Here is a 19,542-nt window from a genome sequence, read left to right on the forward strand (position 1 = left end):
TCACCCCACGGCGGCCAGGAACCGCCCGGTGGCCGCGACCGCGGTGCCGGACTGGCCCACGTCGGTGAGCAGCACGGCGAAGGCCAGGTCGCCCCGGTAGCCGACGAACCAGCCGTGCGAGCGGGTGCCGTCGCCGAACTGGGCGGTACCGGTCTTGCCGCGCACGTCGCCGTAGGCGGCCAGCGGGGCCGCGGTGCCCTGGGCGACCACGTCGCGCATCATCCCGCGCACGCCGTCGAGGACGGCCAGGGGCACCGGCTGCTGCTCCTGGTCCACCTTGGTCTGCGCGCCGCGGATCAGCACCGGCTTGGGCACCGACCCGGAGGCGACGGTGGCGGTCACCACGGCCATGCCGAACGGGCTCGCCACGTCCTTGCCCTGGCCGAACCCGTCCTCGGCGCGCTCGTTGACGTCGCTCGCGGCGGGCACCGACCCGGTGATGGTGGTCGCGCCCGGCACCACGTAGTCGACGCCGAGGCCGAGCCGCTTGGCCATGGTGGTCAGGTCGGACGGGCCCATCTTGGTGGCCAGCTCGGCGAAGGTGGTGTTGCAGGAGAAGGCGAACGCCGCCGACAGCGGGATGGTGCCCTTGTCGAACTTGCCGCTGTTGGGGATCTCGCGGCCGTTGACGGTGATGGTCCCCGGGCAGCCCACCGGGGTCGCCGGGGTGGCCACCCCGCTGTCCAGGACCTGCGCCGCGGTGACGATCTTGAAGGTGGAGCCGGGCGGGTAGCGGCCGGTGAGGGCGAGCTGGCCCTGGGCGTCGGCGGGGGCGTTCTGCGCCACGGCCAGCACCTCGCCGGTGGAGGGCTGGATGGCCACGACCATCGACGGCGTGGCCTCGCCCGCGATCGCGGCCTGGGCGGCCTGCTGGACCCGGGTGCTCAGCGCCAGGGTCACCGCGCCCGCGTTCTCGGCGGGCTTGTCGAAGAGCACCTGCCCTTCGCCACCGGCGCTGTCGACGGTGTAGACCCGCCACCCCGCCTTGCCCTGCACCTGGTCCTCGATGGCCTTGCGGATCGAGGGCATGAGGGCGGGGGCGAGGTTCTTGTCGGCGGCGAGCAGCCGCAGCTCGGCGGTGAACCGGACGCCGGGCAGGTCGTAGATCTGCGCCTTGACCTTCTGGTAGTCCGCGTCGCGCAGCGCGACGACCTGGTAGGCCTGGTCACCAGCCTTGGCGGCGCCGTCGAGGATGGTCTGGGCGGTGATGGACGGGTCGATGCCGCCGAGCGCCTGCCCCAGCGTGGCCGCCGTGGCGGCGGCGTCGCCGGCCTTGGCCTTCTCGAACAGCACCGACACCACCCGCTCCGGGGACAGCACGGCGGTGCCGTCGCGGTCGAGGACGGGGGCCAGCGACGGCTCGTTGTCCTCCACGGCGAGGGTCTGCTGGGCGCCGAGCTGCGGGTGCAGCACGGTGGGCGCCCACCGCACCTTCCACGTGTCGTCCGAGCTGACCAGGTCGAACGAGCTGTCGTAGCTCCACTTGCGGTTGCGGCCCAGGTCCCAGGTGATCCGGAAGGCGGCCGTGGCCGCGCCCTCGCGGGTGTCGACCTTGGTGACCTCGGCCATCACCGTCGAGGGCTTGAGCGCGGTGCGCACCTTCTCCATCAGCGCCTTGGCCGAGTCCGGCGAGTCGGTCTGCTGGGCGGCCGTGGTCGCGTCGCCCCCGGCGAAGGCGGCCAGGAACTGCGCCGCGGCCTGGTCGGGCCCGGGGTCGGAGCCGAAGAGGCCGCAGGCGGACAGCGGGAGCACGGCCACCAGCGCGGCGAGCAGGGCCACTGGGCGGCGGAGTGAGGCGCGCACGGTCGCAGTATGCCCGTTTGTCCGTCTGGCCCCGGTCAGGCCCGCGGGTGCCCCGGGTCGGGACAGGCGGCCGTGGTGGCAGGTCGGGGACGGTGCCGGGTGGGGACGCGGGGGTGGCGGGGTACCGCCTAGAACAGGACCGTGGCGTACTGCCCGACCTGGGTGAACCCGATCCGGTCGTAGACGGCGCGGGCGGGCGAGTTGTAGGCGTTGACGTACAGGCTCGCCGTGCGGTCCATGCCCGTGACCAGGCGCTCCACCACCGCGGCCGTGCCGATCCCGGCCAGCCCCTCGCCGCGGCGGTCCGGGTGCACCCACACGCCCTGGATCTGCCCGACCGAACTGGACAGCGCCCCGATCTCGGCCTTGAACACCACCTCGCCGCCCTCGAACCGGGCGAACGCGCGGCCCGCGGCGATCAGCTCCGCGACCCTGGCCCGGTACCCGGCCCCGCCGTCACCGGCCCGGGGGTCGATGCCGACCTCCTCGATGAACATGGCGACCGCGGCGGGCAGGTAGCGCTCCAGCTCGTCCGGGCGCACCGCGCGCACCAGCGGGTCGGGGGTGACCCTGGGCGGCCCGGCGATGGCCATCAGCGGCTGGTCCTCGCGCACCTCGCGGGCCGGGCCCCACTCCCCGCCCAGCTCGGCCCACAGCCCGAGCACCTGCTCGGCGGGACCCACCATCGACGAGCACATCCGCCGCCTGCGCAGCGCCCGGTCGGCGAAGGCGCGCAGGGCCGAGCGCTTCCCGCGCAGCGGGATCAGGTTGGGCCCGGCGAAGCACAGCGCGTCCAACCGCCCGCCGCCGCGCAGCCCGCGCGGGTCGCAGCCCCACACCTCGCCGCCGAGCCGCCACGGGTCCAACCCCACCGACTCGACGCGCGCGGCGACCATGCAGGAGGCCACGGGGTCCGCCGTGAACACGGCCCGCACCGCCTGCCCGTCCCGCTCGTCGAGCAGCCTCGCTCCGGCCAGCCGCAACACCCCACAAGATTGCCAGATGAACGCGCGCACCGACATCCGGCGGTGCGCGCCCGCCCCGGTCGACCCGGTCACCTGCCCGGGGACGACCGACGCCGCCCACCCCGGCGGGGGTGGGCGGCGTCGGGTCCCGCTCAGCTGACGGTGACGACCGGGGCGCCGGTGTCGCCGTCGACGGGCTCGCCCATCTCCTCGGCGATGCGCAGCGCCTCCTCGATCAGCGTCTCGACGATCTGGTGCTCGGGCACGGTCTTGATGACCTCGCCCTTGACGAAGATCTGCCCCTTGCCGTTGCCCGAGGCCACGCCCAGGTCGGCCTCGCGGGCCTCGCCGGGCCCGTTGACCACGCAGCCCATGACGGCCACCCGCAGCGGCACCGACATGCCCTCCAGGCCCGCGGTGACCTGCTCGGCCAGGGTGTAGACGTCGACCTGGGCGCGCCCGCAGGACGGGCAGGAGACGATCTCCAGCTTGCGCGGGCGCAGGTTCAGCGACTGCAGGATCTGCGCGCCGACCTTGACCTCCTCCACCGGCGGGGCCGACAGCGAGACCCGGATCGTGTCCCCGATGCCCTGGCGCAGCAGCGCGCCGAAGGCGACCGCGGACTTGATCGTGCCCTGGAACGCCGGGCCCGCCTCGGTGACGCCGAGGTGCAGCGGGTAGTCGCACTGCTCGGCCAGGATCTCGTAGGCGCGCACCATCACGACCGGGTCGTTGTGCTTGACCGAGATCTTCAGGTCGTGGAAGTCGTGCTCGGCGAACAGCGACGCCTCCCACAGCGCCGACTCCGCCAGCGCCTCCGGGGTGGCCTTGCCGTGCTTGCTGAGCAGCCGGGGGTCCAGCGAGCCCGCGTTGACCCCGATCCGGATGGGGGTGCCGTGGTCCTTGGCCGCCTGGGCGATCTCCTTGACCTGGTCGTCGAACTTGCGGATGTTGCCGGGGTTGACCCGCACCCCCGCGCACCCGGCCTCGATCGCGGCGAAGACGTACTTGGGCTGGAAGTGGATGTCGGCGATCACCGGGATCTGCGACTTGGCCGCGATGGCGGGCAGCGCGGCGGCGTCGTCGGCCGACGGGCAGGCCACCCGGACGATGTCGCAGCCCGCCGCGGTCAGCTCCGCGATCTGCTGCAGGGTGGCGTTGACGTCGGCGGTGAGGGTGGTCGTCATCGACTGCACGGAGATCGGGTGGTCACTGCCCACCCCGACCGACCCCACCATGAGCTGCCGGGTCTTGCGGCGCTCGGACAGGGTCGGCGGCGGGAGCTGCGGCATGCCGAGCATGACGTCGGACATGGTGTGTGGACCTCTCTGCTCCGGTGGGAGCACTGCTACTGGGTCAGTCGGATCGGGTTGACGACGTCGGCGGTCACCGTGAGCAGCACGACCGCGCCGCCGAGCACGACGAGCACCATGGTGATGCCCGCCAGCTTGTTGTAGTCGACGGGGCCCGCGGGCGCCTTCCCGCGCAGCTTGCGCAGGAAGTCGCGGACGCGCTCGTAGAGCACCACGGCGATGTGGCCGCCGTCGAGCGGCAGCAGCGGCAGCAGGTTGAACACGCCGACGAAGAAGTTCAGCGCGGCCAGCATCAGCACGAAGATCGACCAGATGCCCGCCTCGGCGGCGTCGGCGCCGATGACGCTGGCGCCGACCACGCTGACCGGGCGCTCAGGGTCGTTCTGCTCGCCGCCGATGGCCCGGATGACCGCGGGGATCTTCTCCGGGAACTTCATCAGGCCTTCCCAGGTCTTGGCGAACATCTCGCCGGTGAAGACCAGGGTGCCGCCGAGGCCGTCGAGCGCGCCGTAGTGGATGCTGTCGCCCCACGAGACGCCGACCGCGCCCGCCTCGACCAGGGTGTTGCCCTCGTTTCCCTTGGTCGCGCCCGGCGCCGCGCGCTGCACGGTGGCGATGTCGACCGTCAGGTCCAGCCGCTCGCCGTCGCGCAGCACCTCGAACTGGGCCGGGCCGCGCAGGTCGCGCACCCGGTTGACCATGTCCGGCCAGGTCGCGACGGGGGTGCCGTTGATGGCGACGATCTCGTCGCCCTCCCGGATGCCCGCGGCGACGGCGGGCGAGGGGTCGCCGGGGCCGCACTCGGGCAGGGTCAGCTGCACCCGGTCCTGGGTGGGCGCCGCGCAGGAGGTGCCGCCGACGATCGGCTTGTACTCCTGGTTGGGCAGGCCCATGGTGACGGCCATCAGGTACAGGATGACGAAGCCGAGGACGAAGTGGGTGATCGAGCCCGCCGACATCACCACCACGCGCTTCCACGTGGCGAAGCGCCACATGGCCCTGGGCGCCTCCTCCGGGGTCACCGGGTCCAGCGCGGTCATGCCCGCGATGTCGCAGAACCCGCCGCCGGGGATGACCTTGAGGCCGTACTCGGTCTCCCCCCGGCGGAAGGAGAACACCTTCGGCCCGAAGCCGATGAAGTAGCGCCGCACCTTCATCCCGAAGGCCTTGGCGGTGAGCATGTGACCCGCCTCGTGCAGCGCCACCGACAGCCCGATGCCCAGCGCGAACAGCACCAGGCCCAGCAGCCACACAACCACGGTCAGTCCCTTCCGGTCGCGGCGAGGAGTTCGCCCGCCCTGGCGCGGGCCCAGTGCTCGGCCGCGAGCACCTCCTCGACGTCGCGCGGTGCCGCGGTCCAGTCCGAGGCGTCGTCGAGCACCCTGGACACAGTGTCCACGATTTCGGTGAAGGTCGTGTCACCTCGCAGGAAGGCGTCCACGGCCTCCTCGTTCGCGGCGTTGAACACCGCCGGGAGGCACCCGCCCGCCGCGCCGACCCCCCTGGCGATGCGCACGGCCGGGAAGGTCTCGTCGTCCAGCGGCTCGAACGTCCACTGGGCCGCGGTGGACCAGTCGCACGCCCTGGTCGCCCCCGGCACCCGGTCCGGCCAGGCCAGGGCCAGCGCGATGGGCAGGCGCATGTCCGGCGGGCTGGCCTGGGCCAGGGTGGACCCGTCGGTGAAGGTCGCCATGGAGTGCACGACCGACTGCGGGTGGACCACCACGTCGATGCGGTCGTAGGGCACGTCGAACAGCAGGTGCGCCTCGATCAGCTCCAGCGCCTTGTTCACCAGGGTCGCGGAGTTCACGGTGATCACCGGGCCCATCGCCCAGGTGGGGTGCGCGAGGGCGTCCTGGGCGGTGACGTGCTCCAGCTCCGCGCGCTTGCGACCGCGGAACGGGCCGCCGGACGCGGTGAGGACCAGCCGGTCGACCTCCTCGGCCCGGCCGCCGCGCAGCGCCTGGGCCATCGCGGAGTGCTCGGAGTCGACCGGGACGAGCTGGCCCGGCCCCGCGGCGGCGAGCACCAGGGCCCCGCCCGCGATCAGCGACTCCTTGTTGGCCAGCGCCAGCCGCGCGCCGGTGGCCAGCGCCGCGAGCGTGGGGGTGAGGCCGCGCGAGCCGGTCACGCCGTTGAGCACGACGTCGGCCGGGCGGTCGGCGATCAGCTCGACGAGGGCGTCGGGGCCCGCGTGCACGGTGGTGCCGTGCCGGGCGGTCAGCTCGCGCACGCGCGCGGCCGCCGCCGGGTCGGTGACCGCCACGGCGGGGACGCGGTGCGCCTCGACCTGGGCCGCGATCAGCTCGGGGTCCGAGCCGCCCGCGGCCAGCCCGGCGACGGTGAACCGGTCGGGGTTGGCCGCGACGACGTCGAGGGCCTGGGTGCCGATGGACCCGGTGGACCCGAGCACGAGCACGGAGCGCGGGTCGTGGTCCGCGCGGGCTGGAGGTGTCATCACCGCCATTGTTCCCGACGCCGACACGCGCACCCCACGCGCGGTGCCGCGGGCGGGCGCGGCCACCCGCCCGCGGCAGGTGGTCCGTTCGGCGCAATCCCGAAAAAAGTTCCGCCCAAGAGGCATCAACCGAACGGGGGCGGGGAATGTCTGGAGCAGCACGGAAAGACTTCGGCGGAAATGCCCGAGGTCATGCGGAAGGAGCACCGATGGGCATCATCGGCTGGATTGTTCTCGGACTGGTCGCCGGCCTCATCGCGAAGGCCATCATGCCTGGTAAGGACCCGGGCGGCATCATCGTCACGATCCTCATCGGCATCGTCGGCGCGCTGCTCGGCGGATTCCTCGGAAACGCCATCGCGGGTGAGGGCCTGCAGAACTTCTTCTCCCTCACCACGTGGGTCCTCGCGATTGTCGGCTCGATCATCCTGCTGGCCGTCTACCGCCTGGTGACCCGCGGTCGGTCGCACGCGTAACAGCGGCTGGGAGACCGGTCACACGAGGGGCGCCGCGGGGTACCGCGGCGCCCCTCGCCGCGTCCGGGTGTGGGAGCATGGCACCGCTGGTTGGACGCGCATCGCAGGAGGACGGACGTGGCTGGCACGGAGCTGGAGAAGCGGCAGACGACGGACGCCGCGCACGCGGTCAGCCCGGCGGACGAGCCGTCGGCCGAGTGGGGCTGGCACGGCGGGTTCCCCCGGGGCACGGTGATCGCGGGCGTGTTCTGCGCCCTGGCGATGTTCGCGATGCTGATCGGCAACCACGAGACCCGCACCGAGGACCTGTGGCTCATCGGCATCGGCGTCGTGATGCTGGCGGGCATCGGCTGGAAGGCCCACAAGGCCCGCACCTCCTGGCGGCGCTGAGCCGCCGGGGGCGCGACCCCCTGTTGTACCGCTGAGGGCGTCGACCGGCCACCGGTCGACGCCCTTGGTCCATCTGCTGGGCGCGCGTTGCGGCATGCGCATGAGCGCAGTTGTGTCGACCCCACCACCCGGCGTCGACCTGCCTCGGAGGCACGACCATGTCCGTCACGGACGAGCTGCTCGCCAACAACGCCAGCTACGCGGAGAACTTCACCGGGCCGCTGCCCCTGCCGCCCGCCAAGGGCGTGGCGGTCGTGGCCTGCATGGACGCCCGGATCAACGTCTACGGCGTGCTCGGCCTGCAGGAGGGCGAGGCGCACGTCATCCGCAACGCGGGCGGCGTCGTCACCGACGACGAGATCCGCTCGCTGGCCATCTCCCAGCGCCTGCTGGGCACCCGCGAGGTCATCCTCATCCACCACACCGACTGCGGCATGCTCACCTTCACCGACCAGGACTTCCGCGACGGCATCCAGCAGGACACCGGCATCCGCCCCGCCTGGTCCGCCGAGGCCTTCCCCGACCTCGACGCCGACGTCCGCCAGTCCATCGCCCGCATCAAGGCCAGCCCCTTCATCCCGCACACCGACCAGGTCCGCGGCTTCGTCTTCGACGTCGCGACCGGCAAGCTCACCGAGGTCTCCTGACCCCGCGCCCCGCGGGCCGCTACCCCTGGTAGGCGGCCCGCAGGTCGGCCAGGCTGCGCCCGTCGGCCAGCCGCCAGAACTTCCACCCGTTCGTGCTGCCGCCATCCCCCTTGGCGAACTTCCCCGCCGCAGACGGCGTGTCGAACACCCGCCCGTCCACGTCCAGGTCTCCGTCCGCCCGCACCACCGCCACCCGCTCGCCCCAGGTGCCGGGCCTGCTCAGCAGCCGGTCCCCGGGCACCAGCAGGCCCGCCCCGACGAGGTGGCGCACCCCGACCCAGGGCAGCGCGGCGGGCAGCGGGTCGCGCACCTCGCCCACGTGCCCCTCGGGCACCGGCCAGGTCGCCAGCAGCGCGTCGACCAGCTCCCCGGTCCGCCGGTCGATGCGCCCCTCGTCCCAGCCTTCCACCGAGGCCTCGCACACCCGCTTGTTCAACAGGAACACGTCGTGGTCATGCAGGGCTGCCCGCTTCAGCGCCCACGGCCCGTTGGCCACCTTGGTGTTGAGCGCACCGGTCAGCAGCGTGAGGTTGCCCAGCCGGTGCACGTGCGCCCGGCGCTCCTCCGCCGCCGCCACCCCGTCGACGGGCCAGTGCTCGTCCCAGCTCTGCGGCAGCAGGTGCTCCACGGTGTACCGCCCGCGCGGCACCCGGTGCCCCGCCAGCGGCTTCGCGCTGGTGTACCCCCGCAGGTGGTCCTCGGCGGTCTCCAGGAACATCCGCAGCCTTCCCCGCCGGAACCGCGTGTAGGCGAACTCGGTGCCCATCGCCCGCCGCACCTGCTCGTCCCCCGGCCAGTAGGTGCTCACCACGGCCAACCGCGCCAGGTGCTCGACGACCGCCCGCTCCAGCTCCGCCGACGCGGTACCCCGGTGGTTGCTGATCAGCTCCGCGACGACGCGCCCCAGGTCCGTCCCGGGCAGCCGCAGCAGCAACCGCCGGAACACCCAGCTCTCCACGGCCCGCACGACCCCCGCCACCACCGCGGGCGGTCGCTCCGCCCCCGGCTCGTGCAACCAGATCAACAGCGGCTTGGTCACCTCGATGCCGCTGACCTGCGTCCGGTACACCGACAGCTCGACGGGCCCCAGGTCAGCGGTCGGGTCCTCGGCCCGCACCGCCCACCGCTGGTACAGCTCGGCCTGCACCCGCAGCACCGGCAGCAGCTCGGCCACGGACACCCCGCCGTGGTTGACGAACGCCTTGAACCGGGTGAAGGTCTGCCGCGGGGACACCTCCTCCCCGGTGCGCGAGGTCAGCCACTGGTTGATGAACAGCGACCCCCGGCTGAGCGGGTACCCGCCCGAGGCCACGTCCTGCTCCCAGAACGGCGCGTCGAACGGCCAGTCCCGCTCGTAGGCCGCGTCCACGTCCGCGCCCTCGACCGCGAGCTGCTGGAACACGAAGTTCTTGACCAGGTCGGCGGCGGTGAGCGGCTGCCCCCGGTCGTTGAGGGTCTCGAAGATCTCCTGCGAGTTCTCGTCCGCCTTGAGGTCGATCACCACCAGCTGCAGGGCCTGGGTGACCGCCAACGCCAACGCCTGCGCCCGCCCGGCGTCGTCTTCATCTCCCAGCCACTCCTCGACCCGCTCGGAGAAGAACCGGTGCGCCCGCGCGGGCTTGCTGCCGCCGTGCGCCAACGCCGCGTAGTCCACCGGCGGGTCGGCCCTCATCACCTCGCCGTAGGCGTCGCGGTCGTCGTTGGTCTGGCGCAGCTTGAGCCGGTCCTCGGCGCTCGCCACGAAGTGCTCGGCGTTGTGGGTGAGCCCGTCGAGCTGCTTGGCGAGGTTGTCCAGCCCGCGCCCCTCCAACACCCCGGCGATGGCGTCCATGAGCAGTTGCAAGGTCGTCAACCGCTGCTGGCCGTCGATCACCTGCCGCACCTGCACCGCACCCACGGCGTTGGGCACGGATTGCACGACGATCGCCCCGAGGAAGTGCACCGCTTGGCCGAGCGGGTCAGCCAGGCGCGCGTCGGCCACCCGCCGCACGTCGTCCCACAGCGGCCGCCACTGCCGCTCCTCGTCCCAGACGTAGCGGCGTTGGAAGCGCGGGATGACCAGGTGCTGGGGGAGGTTGAAGACCTGCAGCGGGGTCAGCACGGCGGTGTCCACGGTGCACCACTATGCCGGGGTGGCGGGTCGGGGTCAGCCTTCGGCGGCGAGTTGGCCGCACGCGGCGGCGATCTCCTGGCCGCGGGTGTCGCGGACGGTGCAGGAGACGCCTGCGGCGTTGACGCGGCGGACGAACTCGCGCTCGACGGGCTTGGGGCTGGCGTCCCACTGGGAGCCGGGGGTGGGGTTGAGCGGGATGACGTTGACGTGGGCGAGTGGGCCGAGGTGCTTGCGCAGGAGCTTGCCGAGCAGGTCGGCGCGCCAGGGGTGGTCGTTGACGTCGCGGATGAGGGCGTACTCGATGGAGACGCGGCGGCCGGTGCGGTCGGCGTAGAGGCGGGCGGCGTCGAGGACCTCGGCGACCTTCCAGCGGGTGTTGACCGGGACCAGGGTGTCGCGCAGCTCGTCGTCGGGGGTGTGCAGGGAGACGGCGAGGCGGACCGACAGGCCCTCCTCGGCCAGCTTGCGGATGGCCGGGACGAGGCCGACGGTGGAGACGGTGACCGAGCGCTGGGAGATGCCCAGGCCCGCCGGGGCCGGGTCGCAGATGCGGTGCACGGCGTCGACCACGCGCTTGTAGTTGGCCAGCGGTTCGCCCATGCCCATGAAGACGATGTTGGACAGCCTGCCGGGCTCGCCCAGCTCGCCGTCGCGCATGGCCGCGGCGGCGGCGCGGACCTGGTCGACGATCTCGGCGGTGGACAGGTTGCGCTGCAGGCCGCCCTGGCCGGTGGCGCAGAACGGGCAGGCCATGCCGCAGCCCGCCTGGCTGGACACGCACAGCGTGGTGCGGTCGTGGTAGCGCATGAGGACGCTCTCCAGGAGCGTGCCGTCGTGGGCCTTCCACAGGGTCTTGCGGGTGTCGCCGTCGTCGCAGGTGACGTGGCGGACGGGGGTGAGCAGCCGGGGCAGCAGGCCGTCGGCGAGCCGGTCTCGGGCGGCGGCCGGGATGTCGGTCATCGCCTCACGGTCGGCGGTGAGCCTGCCGAAGTAGTGGGTGGACAGCTGGGTGGCCCGGAACGCCTTCTCGCCCAGCTCCGCGACCGCGGCCCGGCGCTGCTCGGTGGACAGGTCGGCGAGGTGGCGCGGCGGCAGGCCGCGCTTGGGGGCGTCGAAGACGAGCGGGAGTGCAGTCATAACCACCCCATTCTCCCACGCCCGCGGGGGTGCTCCTACCGGGTCGTCGTCGGCGGGCTCGCGGCGGCTGAGCAGTTCTTGGCCCGCGCCCCCGCCTCGACGAGCCGGTCGGGCAGGTCGAGGCCGTCCTGGGCGGTGAGCGCGGAGTTCAGGCCCCGCAGCCCGGTGCCGAACCGGTCGACGGCGGAGCGGTAGACCTCGACGGTCAGCGGGTCGGCGGCCTGGACGTCGTCGCGGGCCGAGGCGATGGCGGCGCGGGCTTGGTCGAGGCCGTCGACGAGCCCTTCGAGGTCGGGGTCGACCTCGGGCGCGGGCGACGGGAGCAGCCCGCGCAGGTCGCCCAGGGCGGTGTCGAGGACCCCGACGAACCGGTTCGCGAGGTCCAGGAACTCCGTCCGGAGCACGGCCGGGTCGCTGGACGTGCTGGGCGCCCCCATCGTCTCGGCGGCGGTGACGAGCACCTTCCCCGCCCCGCAGAACCGGTCCATCCAGCGCACGTCGTCCGCGTCGACCTCCGGAGCCGCCGACGTGCTCGTCGCGGCGGTGCGCCCCTCGACGCCGACCGCCGTACCGCTCGTCGACCGGGCGCAGCCCGCCAACCCCAGGGCGGCGCACAGCACCGCAGCCCCCACCGCGTTCACCGTGCGCATGCAGGCTCTGACGTCGTGCCCCACCCCCTGGTTCCGACATGACCGGGCTCACCGACACTCATCGTTGCATCGCGATAGCTTCCGATATATCGTTGACCTATCGCGAGCGATCCCCGCCGCGAGGAGACACCAGCAGGAGACGACAATGCGCACCGAGCACCAGCGCGGCCCCTGGCGCCGCCACCACCGACCCGACCACGCCGACCAGCACCCCCACGCCCGCCGCTTCGCGCACCGCTTCGCCGACCGCGGCCACGACTTCGACCCGGAGGCCGACGAGATGACCCCGCCCTTCCCCCCGTTCCCGCCCACCCCCCCGTTCCCCGGCGGCCCGTTCCCCGGCGGCCCCTTCGGCCGCGGCCACCGGCGCGGCCCCGGCGGGCACCGCGGGCACCGGCGCGGGCGCGGTGACGTCCGCGCCGCCCTGCTGGCGCTGCTGACCGAGCGGCCCATGCACGGCTACGAGATGATCCAGGAGATCGCCGCGCGCAGCGGCGGCATCTGGAAGCCCAGCCCCGGCTCGGTGTACCCGACGCTGCAACTGCTGGCCGACGAGGGCCTCGTCCGCGGCGTGGACGGCGAGGGCGGCAAGCGGCTGTTCGAGCTGACCGAGGACGGCACCGCCGCCGCCGAGGCGCTGGACGCGACCCCGCCGTGGGAGCAGGCCACCCGCGGCGTCGACCCCGCCGAGCACACCCTGCGCGACGCGCTGGGGCAGCTGATGGGCGCGGCCAACGCCGTCTCCCAGGCGGGCTCGCCCGCCCAGCAGCAGCGCGCGGCCGACATCCTCGACGGCGCCCGCCGCGACCTCTACGCCCTGCTCGGCGAGCGGGAGCCCGGCACCCCCGCGGCGGAGTGAGCCGCGGGCGGCCCGGTCCCGGCGCGCCGCCGGGGCCGGGTCAGCGGCCGACCACCAGCCCGCGCGGCTTGCGCCGGGACAGCACCCGGTAGCCGACGGGGAACGCCAGCCCGGCCACCTCCGCGGCGGCCCGTTCGGCCACGGCGCGGGAGAACTCGATCCGCAGCACCGCCTCCAGGGTCGGGCGGTCGGGGAACCGCCAGGTGGTCGTCACCCGCGTGCGGGAGAAGCCCTCGATCTCGAAGAACCGGTCGACCTCGGCCGGGCGGTAGGACGGCAGGTCCGCGCGCAGCCACCGGCCGTAGGGCTCGTGGCGCCCGTCGAGGTCCACCACGACCAGCGCGCCGCCCGGGCGCAGCACCCGGTCGGCCTCGCGCAGCCCCGGTTGGCACCCCGGGCCGAAGAAGTAGGCGGTGCGGGCGTGCACCACGTCCACCGACGAGTCCGCCACCGGCAGGTCCTGCGCCGACCCGGGCAGCACCGACACCCCTGGCAGGTCCGCCACCCGGGCCGCGGCCCGCCCCACCAGCGGCGGGTGCGGTTCCACGCCCAGCACGGACCGGGCCCGCGCCGCGAAGCGCGGCAGGTGGAACCCGTCGCCGCAGCCCACGTCGAGCACGTCGCCGGTCCAGTCGGCGAGCGGTTCCAGGGCCGCCCACACGGCCCCGTCGACGTCCTGCGCCCGGTTCTCGGCCTCGTAGACCTCCGGCCACTGCCAGATGTTCGGGCTCGGCAGCACCGCCCCCGCGCGCAGCGACGAGACGAACCGAGACACCAGACCCATGCCCCCAGCGAACCACACGCGGTGCGAGCGCCCGCGGACCGAACCACTCGACCGAGTTACCTTCGCCGCCCGATGAGGTATTCCTCAACATGGCGATCGACCAGTCCCACCCCGCTGTGACCGACCTGACGACGGACGTGCCGACCGACCCGCTGCCGGTCCTGCAGGTCCCGGTGCCGATCAGCTCCCTCGACGAGATCCCCGCGGGCATGCCCGGCAGACCCTGCTGGGTGGAGCTCGCCACCACCGACCCGCGCACGTGCTCGACGTTCTACGCCGGGCTGCTCGGCTGGTCGTTCAAGGTCGGGGAGGACGGCTACGTCCTGGCGACCGTCGATGACCAGCCGGTCGCGGGCCTGCACACCCCCCAGGGCGACCAGCCGCCCGCCTGGACGCTGTACCTGACCGTCGGCGACACGCTCAACACCGCCGAGCGGGTCCGCGACCTCGGCGGGCACGTGCTGGCCGAGCCGACGGAGGTGCCCGGGCAGGGCGGGCTGCTGGTGGCCGCCGACCCCAGCGGCGCGGCGATCGGGTTCTGGCGCCAGGACCGGGACTGGCGGCTGGGCACGGGCTTCCCCGGCGCGTTCACCTGGGCCGAGCTCAACACCTGGGACGGCGCGGCCGCGGACACCTTCTTCGCCGCCCTGTTCGGCTTCGACATCGCCCAGATGGGCGACGGCGAGGCGTTCGACTACACCAGCTGGACGGTCAACGGCGAGGAGGTGCTGGGCAGGCTGCGGATGGGCGGCGAGTTCGACCCCGGCACACCGCCGCACTGGATGGTGTTCTTCGAGGTCGACCCCGAGGTGGGCACCGACAGGGTGGCGCAGCGGGCGGTGCGGCTCGGCGGCCGGGTCACCGTGGCGCCGTTCGACTCCCCCTTCGGCCGGGCCGCGGTGGTCGCGGACCCGACCGGCGCGGAGTTCACCGTGCTCGACCGCAGCGACGCGCTGCCGGTGTTCGAGGACGAGGTCGGCAGCAACAACGACGACCCGTTCGACGACTGAGCCCGGCGCTCAGCCGGGCAGGAACAGGCGCAGCAGCAGCCAGGACACCACGGCCGAGGGCAGCAGCGAGTCCATCCGGTCCATCAGGCCGCCGTGGCCGGGCAGCAGCGTGCCCATGTCCTTGACGCCCAGGTCGCGCTTGATCACCGACTCCACCAGGTCGCCCAGGGTGGCCGTGGCGACCAGCGCGACGCCGAAGACCACGCCCTGCCACCACTGGCCGCCCAGCAGCAGGGGCAGCACCAGCCCGCCCGCCACCACGCCCGCGACCAGCGACCCGGCGAAGCCCTCCCAGGACTTCTTCGGGCTGATCACCGGTGCCATCGGGTGCTTGCCGAACAGCACGCCCGCGATGTAGCCGCCGGTGTCCGAGCTGACCACGAGGATGAGGAAGGACAGGACCCGGTGGGCACCGTCCTCGGGCAGCACCAGCATGGCCGCGAACGAGGCGAACATCGGCACGTAGGCCGCGGCGAACACCGAGGCGCTGGCGTCGCGCAGGTACCCGTCGACCCCGCCGCGCAGCCGCCAGAGCAGGCAGACCAGCACGGTCACGGTGAACGCGCCCATCACCCCGGCCCGCTCGAACGGCCAGGCCAGCCACACCATCGCCTGCCCGCCCACCAGCACCGGCCAGCGGGCGACCTCGATGCCCGCGCCGCGCTTGAGCGCGTCCGCCAGCTCCCAGGTCGCCACGGCCACGGCCAGCGCCACGATCCCGAGGAACACGTGCCGGACCAGGAACAGCGAGAGCAGCACCGCGGCGCCGAGCACCACCCCGACCGCGATCGCCGCGGGCAGGTTGCGCCCCGCGCGCGAGGTCTTCGGCGGTCCCCCGGCCGCCGCCGAGGTCACCGCGACCCCTCCCCGTGCACCATGCTCCAGCTCTCCCACCGGTCCGGCCATCGTGTTCCCCTCACCGCGGGAGGCTCACACCTCCAGCAGCTCGGCCTCCTTGTGCTTGACGAGCTCGTCGACCTGCCCGACGTACTTGTCGGTCAGGTTCTGCAGCTCCTTCTCCGCGCGCACGACCTCGTCCTCGCCGGACTCGCCGTCCTTGACCAGGCGGTCGAGCTCCTCCTTGGCCTTGCGGCGGACGTTGCGGATGGCCACCTTGGCGTCCTCGCCCTTGCCCTTGGCGACCTTGACGAACTCGCGCCTGCGCTCCTCGGTCAGCTGCGGGAACACCACGCGGATGACGTTGCCGTCGTTGGACGGGTTCACGCCGAGGTCGGACTCGCGGATGGCCTTCTCGACCGCGCCCAGCGAGGAGGCGTCGAACGGCTTGATCAGCGCCATCCTGGCCTCGGGGATGCTGATGCTGGCCACCTGGTTCAGCGGGGTCGGGGCGCCGTAGTACTCGACCGTGATGCGGGCGAACATGTTGGGGTTGGCCCGGCCGGTGCGGATCGAGGCCATGTCGTTCTTGGCCCTGGTGACCGAGCCTTCCATCTTCTCCTCGGCCTCGAGGAGGGTGTCGTCGATCAAGGCAGCTCCTAGTTGCTCACGCGGTGGGCGTACTGACCAGCGTGCCGATCCTCTCACCACGCACCGCGCGGGCGATGTTCCCCTCCGTCAGGAGGTTGAACACGATGATCGGCATGTTGTTGTCCATGCACAGGCTGAACGCGGTGGCGTCGGCGACCTTGAGGCCGCGCTCGAGCACCTCGCGGTGGGTGATCTCGCTGAACATCGTCGCGTCCGGGTTGGTGCGCGGGTCGGAGTCGAACACCCCGTCGACGGCCTTGGCCATCAGCACCGCCTCGCAGCCGATCTCCAGCGCGCGCTGGGCGGCGGCGGTGTCGGTGGAGAAGTAGGGCATGCCCACCCCGGAGCCGAAGATGACCACGCGCCCCTTCTCCAGGTGCCGCTCGGCGCGGCGCGGGATGTAGGGCTCGGCGACCTGGCCCATGGTGATGGCGGTCTGCACGCGGGTGTCGATGCCCTCCTTCTCCAGGAAGTCCTGGAGGGCCAGGCAGTTCATCACGGTGCCGAGCATGGCCATGTAGTCGGCCCGGTCGCGGTCCATGCCGCGCTGGCTGAGCTCGGCGCCGCGGAAGAAGTTGCCGCCGCCGATGACCACCGAGCACTCCACGCCGCCGCGGACGACGTCCGCGATCTGCTGGGCGACGGTCAGCACCACGTCGGGGTCGACGCCGATGCCGCCCCCGCCGAACATCTCGCCGCCGAGCTTGAGCAGCACCCGCTTGAAGCCGCCCTCGCGCACAGCACCCACGCCATCAACCCTTCCCGCTGGTCGCCCTACTCGCGGCTCTGCCCCGCCCCCGGGGGTGCGGGGGCGGGGCAGAGCGCCGGTCACGTCGAGGTCCTCGGTCAGGACTGGCCGACCTCGAACCGGGCGAAGCCGGTGACGGTCACGCCCGCCTCGTCCAGCACCGCCTTGACGGTCTTCTTCGAGTCCAGCACCGAGGACTGCTCCAGGAGCACGACGTCCTTGAAGAAGCCGTTGACCCGGCCCTCGGTGATCTTCGGCAGGGCGGCCTCGGGCTTGCCCTCCTCGCGCGCGGTCTCCTCGGCGATGCGGCGCTCGTTGGCCACGACGTCCTCGGGGACCTCGTCGCGGGTGACGTAGCGGGGGCGCATCGCCGCGATCTGCATGGCGGCCGCGCGGGCGGCCTCCTCGTTGTCGCCGGTGTACTCGACCAGCACGCCCACGGCGGGGGGCAGGTCGGAGGAGCGGCGGTGCAGGTAGGTGCTGACCGTGCCGGTGTAGGCCACCGCGCGGCGCAGCTCCAGCTTCTCGCCGATCTTGGCCGACAGGGCCTGCACGGCCTCCTCGGCGGTCTGCCCGTCGAGCTGGGCGGCCTTGACGGCCTCCAGGTCGGCGGCACCGGCGGCCTTGGCCGCGGCGACGACCTTGTCCGCCAGCTGGATGAACTCGTCGTTCTTGGCGACGAAGTCGGTCTCGCAGTTCAGCTCGACCATGACGCCGTCGGCGGCGGCGACGAGGCCCTGGGCGGTGGCGCGCTCGGCGCGCTTGCCCACGTCCTTGGCGCCCTTGATCCGCAGGATCTCGATGGCCTTGTCGAAGTCGCCGTCCGTCTCGGTCAGCGCCTTCTTGCAGTCCATCATCCCGGCACCGGTCAGGTCCCGGAGCTTCTTGACGTCGGCCGCGGTGAAGTTCGACATCGCGTACTTATCCGTCCTCGTGAGTTCGGTTGGCGCGGGGGATCAGGACTCGCTGGGGGTCTCGGTCGCGGTCTCCACCGCGGCCGCGGCCTGCTCGCCGTCGGCGGCGGCGGTCTCGGCGCCCACCAGCAGCTCCTTCTCCCACTCGGCGAGCGGCTCCTCGGACGCGCCGACCTCCGGCTTGTCCGAGCCGCCGCCGCGCGCGCCCGAGCGGGCGATCAGACCGGCGGCCGCGGCCTCGGCGACGACCTTGGTCAGCAGCGCCGCGGAGCGGATCGCGTCGTCGTTGCCCGGGATCGGGTAGTCGACCTCGTCCGGGTCGCAGTTGGTGTCGAGGATCGCCACGATCGGGATGTTGAGCTTGCGCGCCTCGCCGACGGCGATGTGCTCCTTCTTGGTGTCCACGATCCAGATGGCGGAGGGGACCTTCGCCATGTCGCGGATGCCGCCCAGGGTGCGCTCCAGCTTGTCCTTCTCGCGGGTGAGCATCAGGATCTCCTTCTTGGTGAGACCCTGGAAGCCACCGGTCTGCTCCATCGACTCCAGCTCCTTGAGGCGCTGGAGGCGCTTGTGCACGGTGGTGAAGTTGGTGAGCATGCCGCCCAGCCAGCGCTGGTTGACGAAGGGCATGCCGACGCGCTGCGCCTCGTTGGCGATGGCCTCCTGCGCCTGCTTCTTGGTGCCGACGAACAGGATGTGACCGCCGTGGGCGACGGTCTCCTTGACGAACTCGTACGCGCGGTCGATGTAGGTCAGCGTCTGGCGCAGGTCGATGATGTAGATGCCGTTGCGGTCGGTGAGGATGTACCGCTTCATCTTCGGGTTCCAGCGGCGGGTCTGGTGCCCGAAGTGCACGCCGGAGTCGAGCAACTGCTTCATGGTGACGACGGCCATGGCCTGGATCGCCCTCTTCTTCTCCGGGCGCGGCGGGCCACAACAGCCCGCAGCGCCTGCTCGGTTGTCGCCGGGAACCGGTGGTCCTCGGCCCTGGTGCCGTGCGGACGGCCGGACCCTGCGCACACGCTGGTCTGCGGGTGCGGTCGGGACCGCCGGGCGTCCTGGGTCGCGGTCGCTGCGAACGACCGCGGGAGCACTGGCACGCGAAGTCACCCGGCGCTCGCACCGGGTGCGGGGGAAAGCATACGCCGCCACCTCCCGGGGGCGGGAATCGGAGGCACTGTTGTCCTCCGCGCTGCCCTCCGCGCTGCCCTTCGGCTGTCCACAGCCCCCTGGGTTGTCCACAGGCGGAGGTCCGGTGCTGCGCTCTTCCCCCCGCGCTCGCGATCCTGGGTCCATGAGGTCTGACCTGCGCATCTGCGCCGCGCTCGTGGCAGTGTGGGTGCTGCTGTCCACGCCCGCCGGGGCGGGTGCGACCGCGCCCGGCCCGCCGCCCACCCGGTTCGGCTGGCCGCTGTCTCCCCCGCGCGCGGTAGCCCGGCCGTTCGAGCCGCCCGCGTCCCCGTACGGACCGGGGCACCGGGGCGTCGACCTGGCGGGAGCGCCGGGCGAGCCCGTGCTGGCGGCGGGCGACGGGGTGGTGGTGTTCGCCGGGCCGGTCGTCGAGCGCGGGGTGGTGTCGGTGCGGCACCAGGGCGGGTTGCGCACGACCTACGAACCCGTCGTGCCGTCCGCGGTCGTCGGGACCACGGTGCGCCGGGGCGACCCGCTGGGGTCGCTGGTGGCGGGGCACCCGGGCTGCCCGGTGGCGGCGTGCCTGCACTGGGGCCTGCGGCGCGGCGAGGAGTACCTGGACCCGCTGCGGCTGGTGCGCCCGGCCCGGGTGCGCC

At 73.1% G+C, this 19,542-nt stretch carries 19 protein-coding genes and 1 pseudogene; 6 read left to right on the top strand and 14 right to left on the bottom strand.

The annotated features are described in order from the left end of the window. The 5 genes from BJP25_RS20320 to dxr form a co-directional block, all read right to left on the bottom strand. On the bottom strand, positions 1-1,803 hold the full coding sequence (locus BJP25_RS20320; protein WP_143219221.1) for a penicillin-binding transpeptidase domain-containing protein: 1,803 nt from the start codon (positions 1,801-1,803) through the stop codon (positions 1-3). 128 nt (positions 1,804-1,931) lie between these two features. Next, positions 1,932-2,789, bottom strand: a complete 858-nt coding sequence (locus BJP25_RS20325) for a GNAT family N-acetyltransferase (RefSeq protein WP_075976587.1) — start codon at positions 2,787-2,789, stop codon at positions 1,932-1,934. Between the two features lie 131 nt (positions 2,790-2,920). Next, entirely contained in the window at positions 2,921-4,081 is a 1,161-nt protein-coding gene (ispG, locus tag BJP25_RS20330) for a flavodoxin-dependent (E)-4-hydroxy-3-methylbut-2-enyl-diphosphate synthase (protein WP_075976588.1), read from the bottom strand. A 35-nt stretch (positions 4,082-4,116) separates the two neighbouring features. Then, positions 4,117-5,340, bottom strand: coding sequence for a M50 family metallopeptidase (locus tag BJP25_RS20335; RefSeq protein ID WP_075976589.1), 1,224 nt, complete (start codon positions 5,338-5,340; stop codon positions 4,117-4,119). Between the two features lie 2 nt (positions 5,341-5,342). Next, complete coding sequence (gene dxr / locus BJP25_RS20340) at positions 5,343-6,548, bottom strand: 1-deoxy-D-xylulose-5-phosphate reductoisomerase (protein WP_075976590.1); 1,206 nt, start codon at positions 6,546-6,548, stop codon at positions 5,343-5,345. Between the two features lie 200 nt (positions 6,549-6,748). Between dxr and BJP25_RS20345 the strand changes: the two genes are divergently transcribed. From BJP25_RS20345 to BJP25_RS20355, 3 genes are all read left to right on the top strand, one after another. Continuing rightward, complete coding sequence (locus tag BJP25_RS20345; RefSeq protein ID WP_075976591.1) at positions 6,749-7,015, top strand: GlsB/YeaQ/YmgE family stress response membrane protein; 267 nt, start codon at positions 6,749-6,751, stop codon at positions 7,013-7,015. Between the two features lie 117 nt (positions 7,016-7,132). Then, entirely contained in the window at positions 7,133-7,405 is a 273-nt protein-coding gene (locus tag BJP25_RS20350; protein ID WP_075976592.1) for a DUF2631 domain-containing protein, read from the top strand. Positions 7,406-7,563: 158 nt separating this feature from the next. Next, on the top strand, positions 7,564-8,052 hold the full coding sequence (locus BJP25_RS20355) for a beta-class carbonic anhydrase (RefSeq protein ID WP_075976593.1): 489 nt from the start codon (positions 7,564-7,566) through the stop codon (positions 8,050-8,052). 19 nt (positions 8,053-8,071) lie between these two features. Here the strand turns inward: BJP25_RS20355 and BJP25_RS20360 are convergent, their stop codons facing one another. From BJP25_RS20360 to BJP25_RS20370, 3 genes are read right to left on the bottom strand one after another with little or no spacing between them, the layout of a single operon-like run. Beyond that, entirely contained in the window at positions 8,072-10,165 is a 2,094-nt protein-coding gene (locus tag BJP25_RS20360) for a GmrSD restriction endonuclease domain-containing protein (protein WP_075976594.1), read from the bottom strand. 33 nt (positions 10,166-10,198) lie between these two features. Next, positions 10,199-11,302 (bottom strand): 23S rRNA (adenine(2503)-C(2))-methyltransferase RlmN, encoded by a 1,104-nt coding sequence (gene rlmN / locus BJP25_RS20365; RefSeq protein ID WP_075976595.1) that lies wholly within the window; start codon positions 11,300-11,302, stop codon positions 10,199-10,201. Between the two features lie 35 nt (positions 11,303-11,337). After that, on the bottom strand, positions 11,338-11,952 hold the full coding sequence (locus BJP25_RS20370) for a hypothetical protein (protein WP_075976596.1): 615 nt from the start codon (positions 11,950-11,952) through the stop codon (positions 11,338-11,340). A 145-nt stretch (positions 11,953-12,097) separates the two neighbouring features. On the opposite strand from BJP25_RS20370, the gene BJP25_RS20375 reads away from it, so the two are divergent. Continuing rightward, positions 12,098-12,811, top strand: a complete 714-nt coding sequence (locus BJP25_RS20375) for a PadR family transcriptional regulator (protein WP_233158178.1) — start codon at positions 12,098-12,100, stop codon at positions 12,809-12,811. Between the two features lie 40 nt (positions 12,812-12,851). Here the strand turns inward: BJP25_RS20375 and BJP25_RS20380 are convergent, their stop codons facing one another. Beyond that, a complete protein-coding gene (locus tag BJP25_RS20380; protein WP_075976597.1) occupies positions 12,852-13,595 on the bottom strand; it encodes a class I SAM-dependent methyltransferase in 744 nt (247 codons plus the stop codon). Positions 13,596-13,684: 89 nt separating this feature from the next. Between BJP25_RS20380 and BJP25_RS20385 the strand changes: the two genes are divergently transcribed. Beyond that, positions 13,685-14,605 (top strand): VOC family protein, encoded by a 921-nt coding sequence (locus BJP25_RS20385; RefSeq protein WP_233158179.1) that lies wholly within the window; start codon positions 13,685-13,687, stop codon positions 14,603-14,605. 9 nt (positions 14,606-14,614) lie between these two features. Here the strand turns inward: BJP25_RS20385 and BJP25_RS20390 are convergent, their stop codons facing one another. From BJP25_RS20390 to rpsB, 5 genes are all read right to left on the bottom strand, one after another. Next, the gene (locus BJP25_RS20390) at positions 14,615-15,460 is read right to left on the bottom strand and encodes a phosphatidate cytidylyltransferase (RefSeq protein WP_233158180.1); all 846 of its coding nucleotides are present in this window, start codon (positions 15,458-15,460) and stop codon (positions 14,615-14,617) included. Positions 15,461-15,535: 75 nt separating this feature from the next. Continuing rightward, a complete protein-coding gene (gene frr / locus BJP25_RS20395; protein WP_075976598.1) occupies positions 15,536-16,093 on the bottom strand; it encodes a ribosome recycling factor in 558 nt (185 codons plus the stop codon). Between the two features lie 16 nt (positions 16,094-16,109). Continuing rightward, positions 16,110-16,841, bottom strand: coding sequence for a UMP kinase (pyrH, locus tag BJP25_RS20400; protein ID WP_075976599.1), 732 nt, complete (start codon positions 16,839-16,841; stop codon positions 16,110-16,112). Between the two features lie 98 nt (positions 16,842-16,939). Further along, positions 16,940-17,755: a translation elongation factor Ts gene (gene tsf / locus BJP25_RS20405; RefSeq protein WP_075976600.1), complete on the bottom strand. Its 816-nt coding sequence runs from the start codon at positions 17,753-17,755 to the stop codon at positions 16,940-16,942. Positions 17,756-17,797: 42 nt separating this feature from the next. After that, the gene (gene rpsB / locus BJP25_RS20410; protein WP_075976601.1) at positions 17,798-18,649 is read right to left on the bottom strand and encodes a 30S ribosomal protein S2; all 852 of its coding nucleotides are present in this window, start codon (positions 18,647-18,649) and stop codon (positions 17,798-17,800) included. A gap of 400 nt (positions 18,650-19,049) precedes the next feature. On the opposite strand from rpsB, the pseudogene BJP25_RS20415 reads away from it, so the two are divergent. Further along, positions 19,050-19,499 (top strand): annotated as a pseudogene (locus BJP25_RS20415) (M23 family metallopeptidase); the annotation flags it as partial. Between the last annotated feature and the right edge of the window lie 43 nt (positions 19,500-19,542).

Origin of the sequence: Actinokineospora bangkokensis, from assembly GCF_001940455.1 — a bacterium.
GTDB classification, from domain to species: domain Bacteria; phylum Actinomycetota; class Actinomycetes; order Mycobacteriales; family Pseudonocardiaceae; genus Actinokineospora; species Actinokineospora bangkokensis.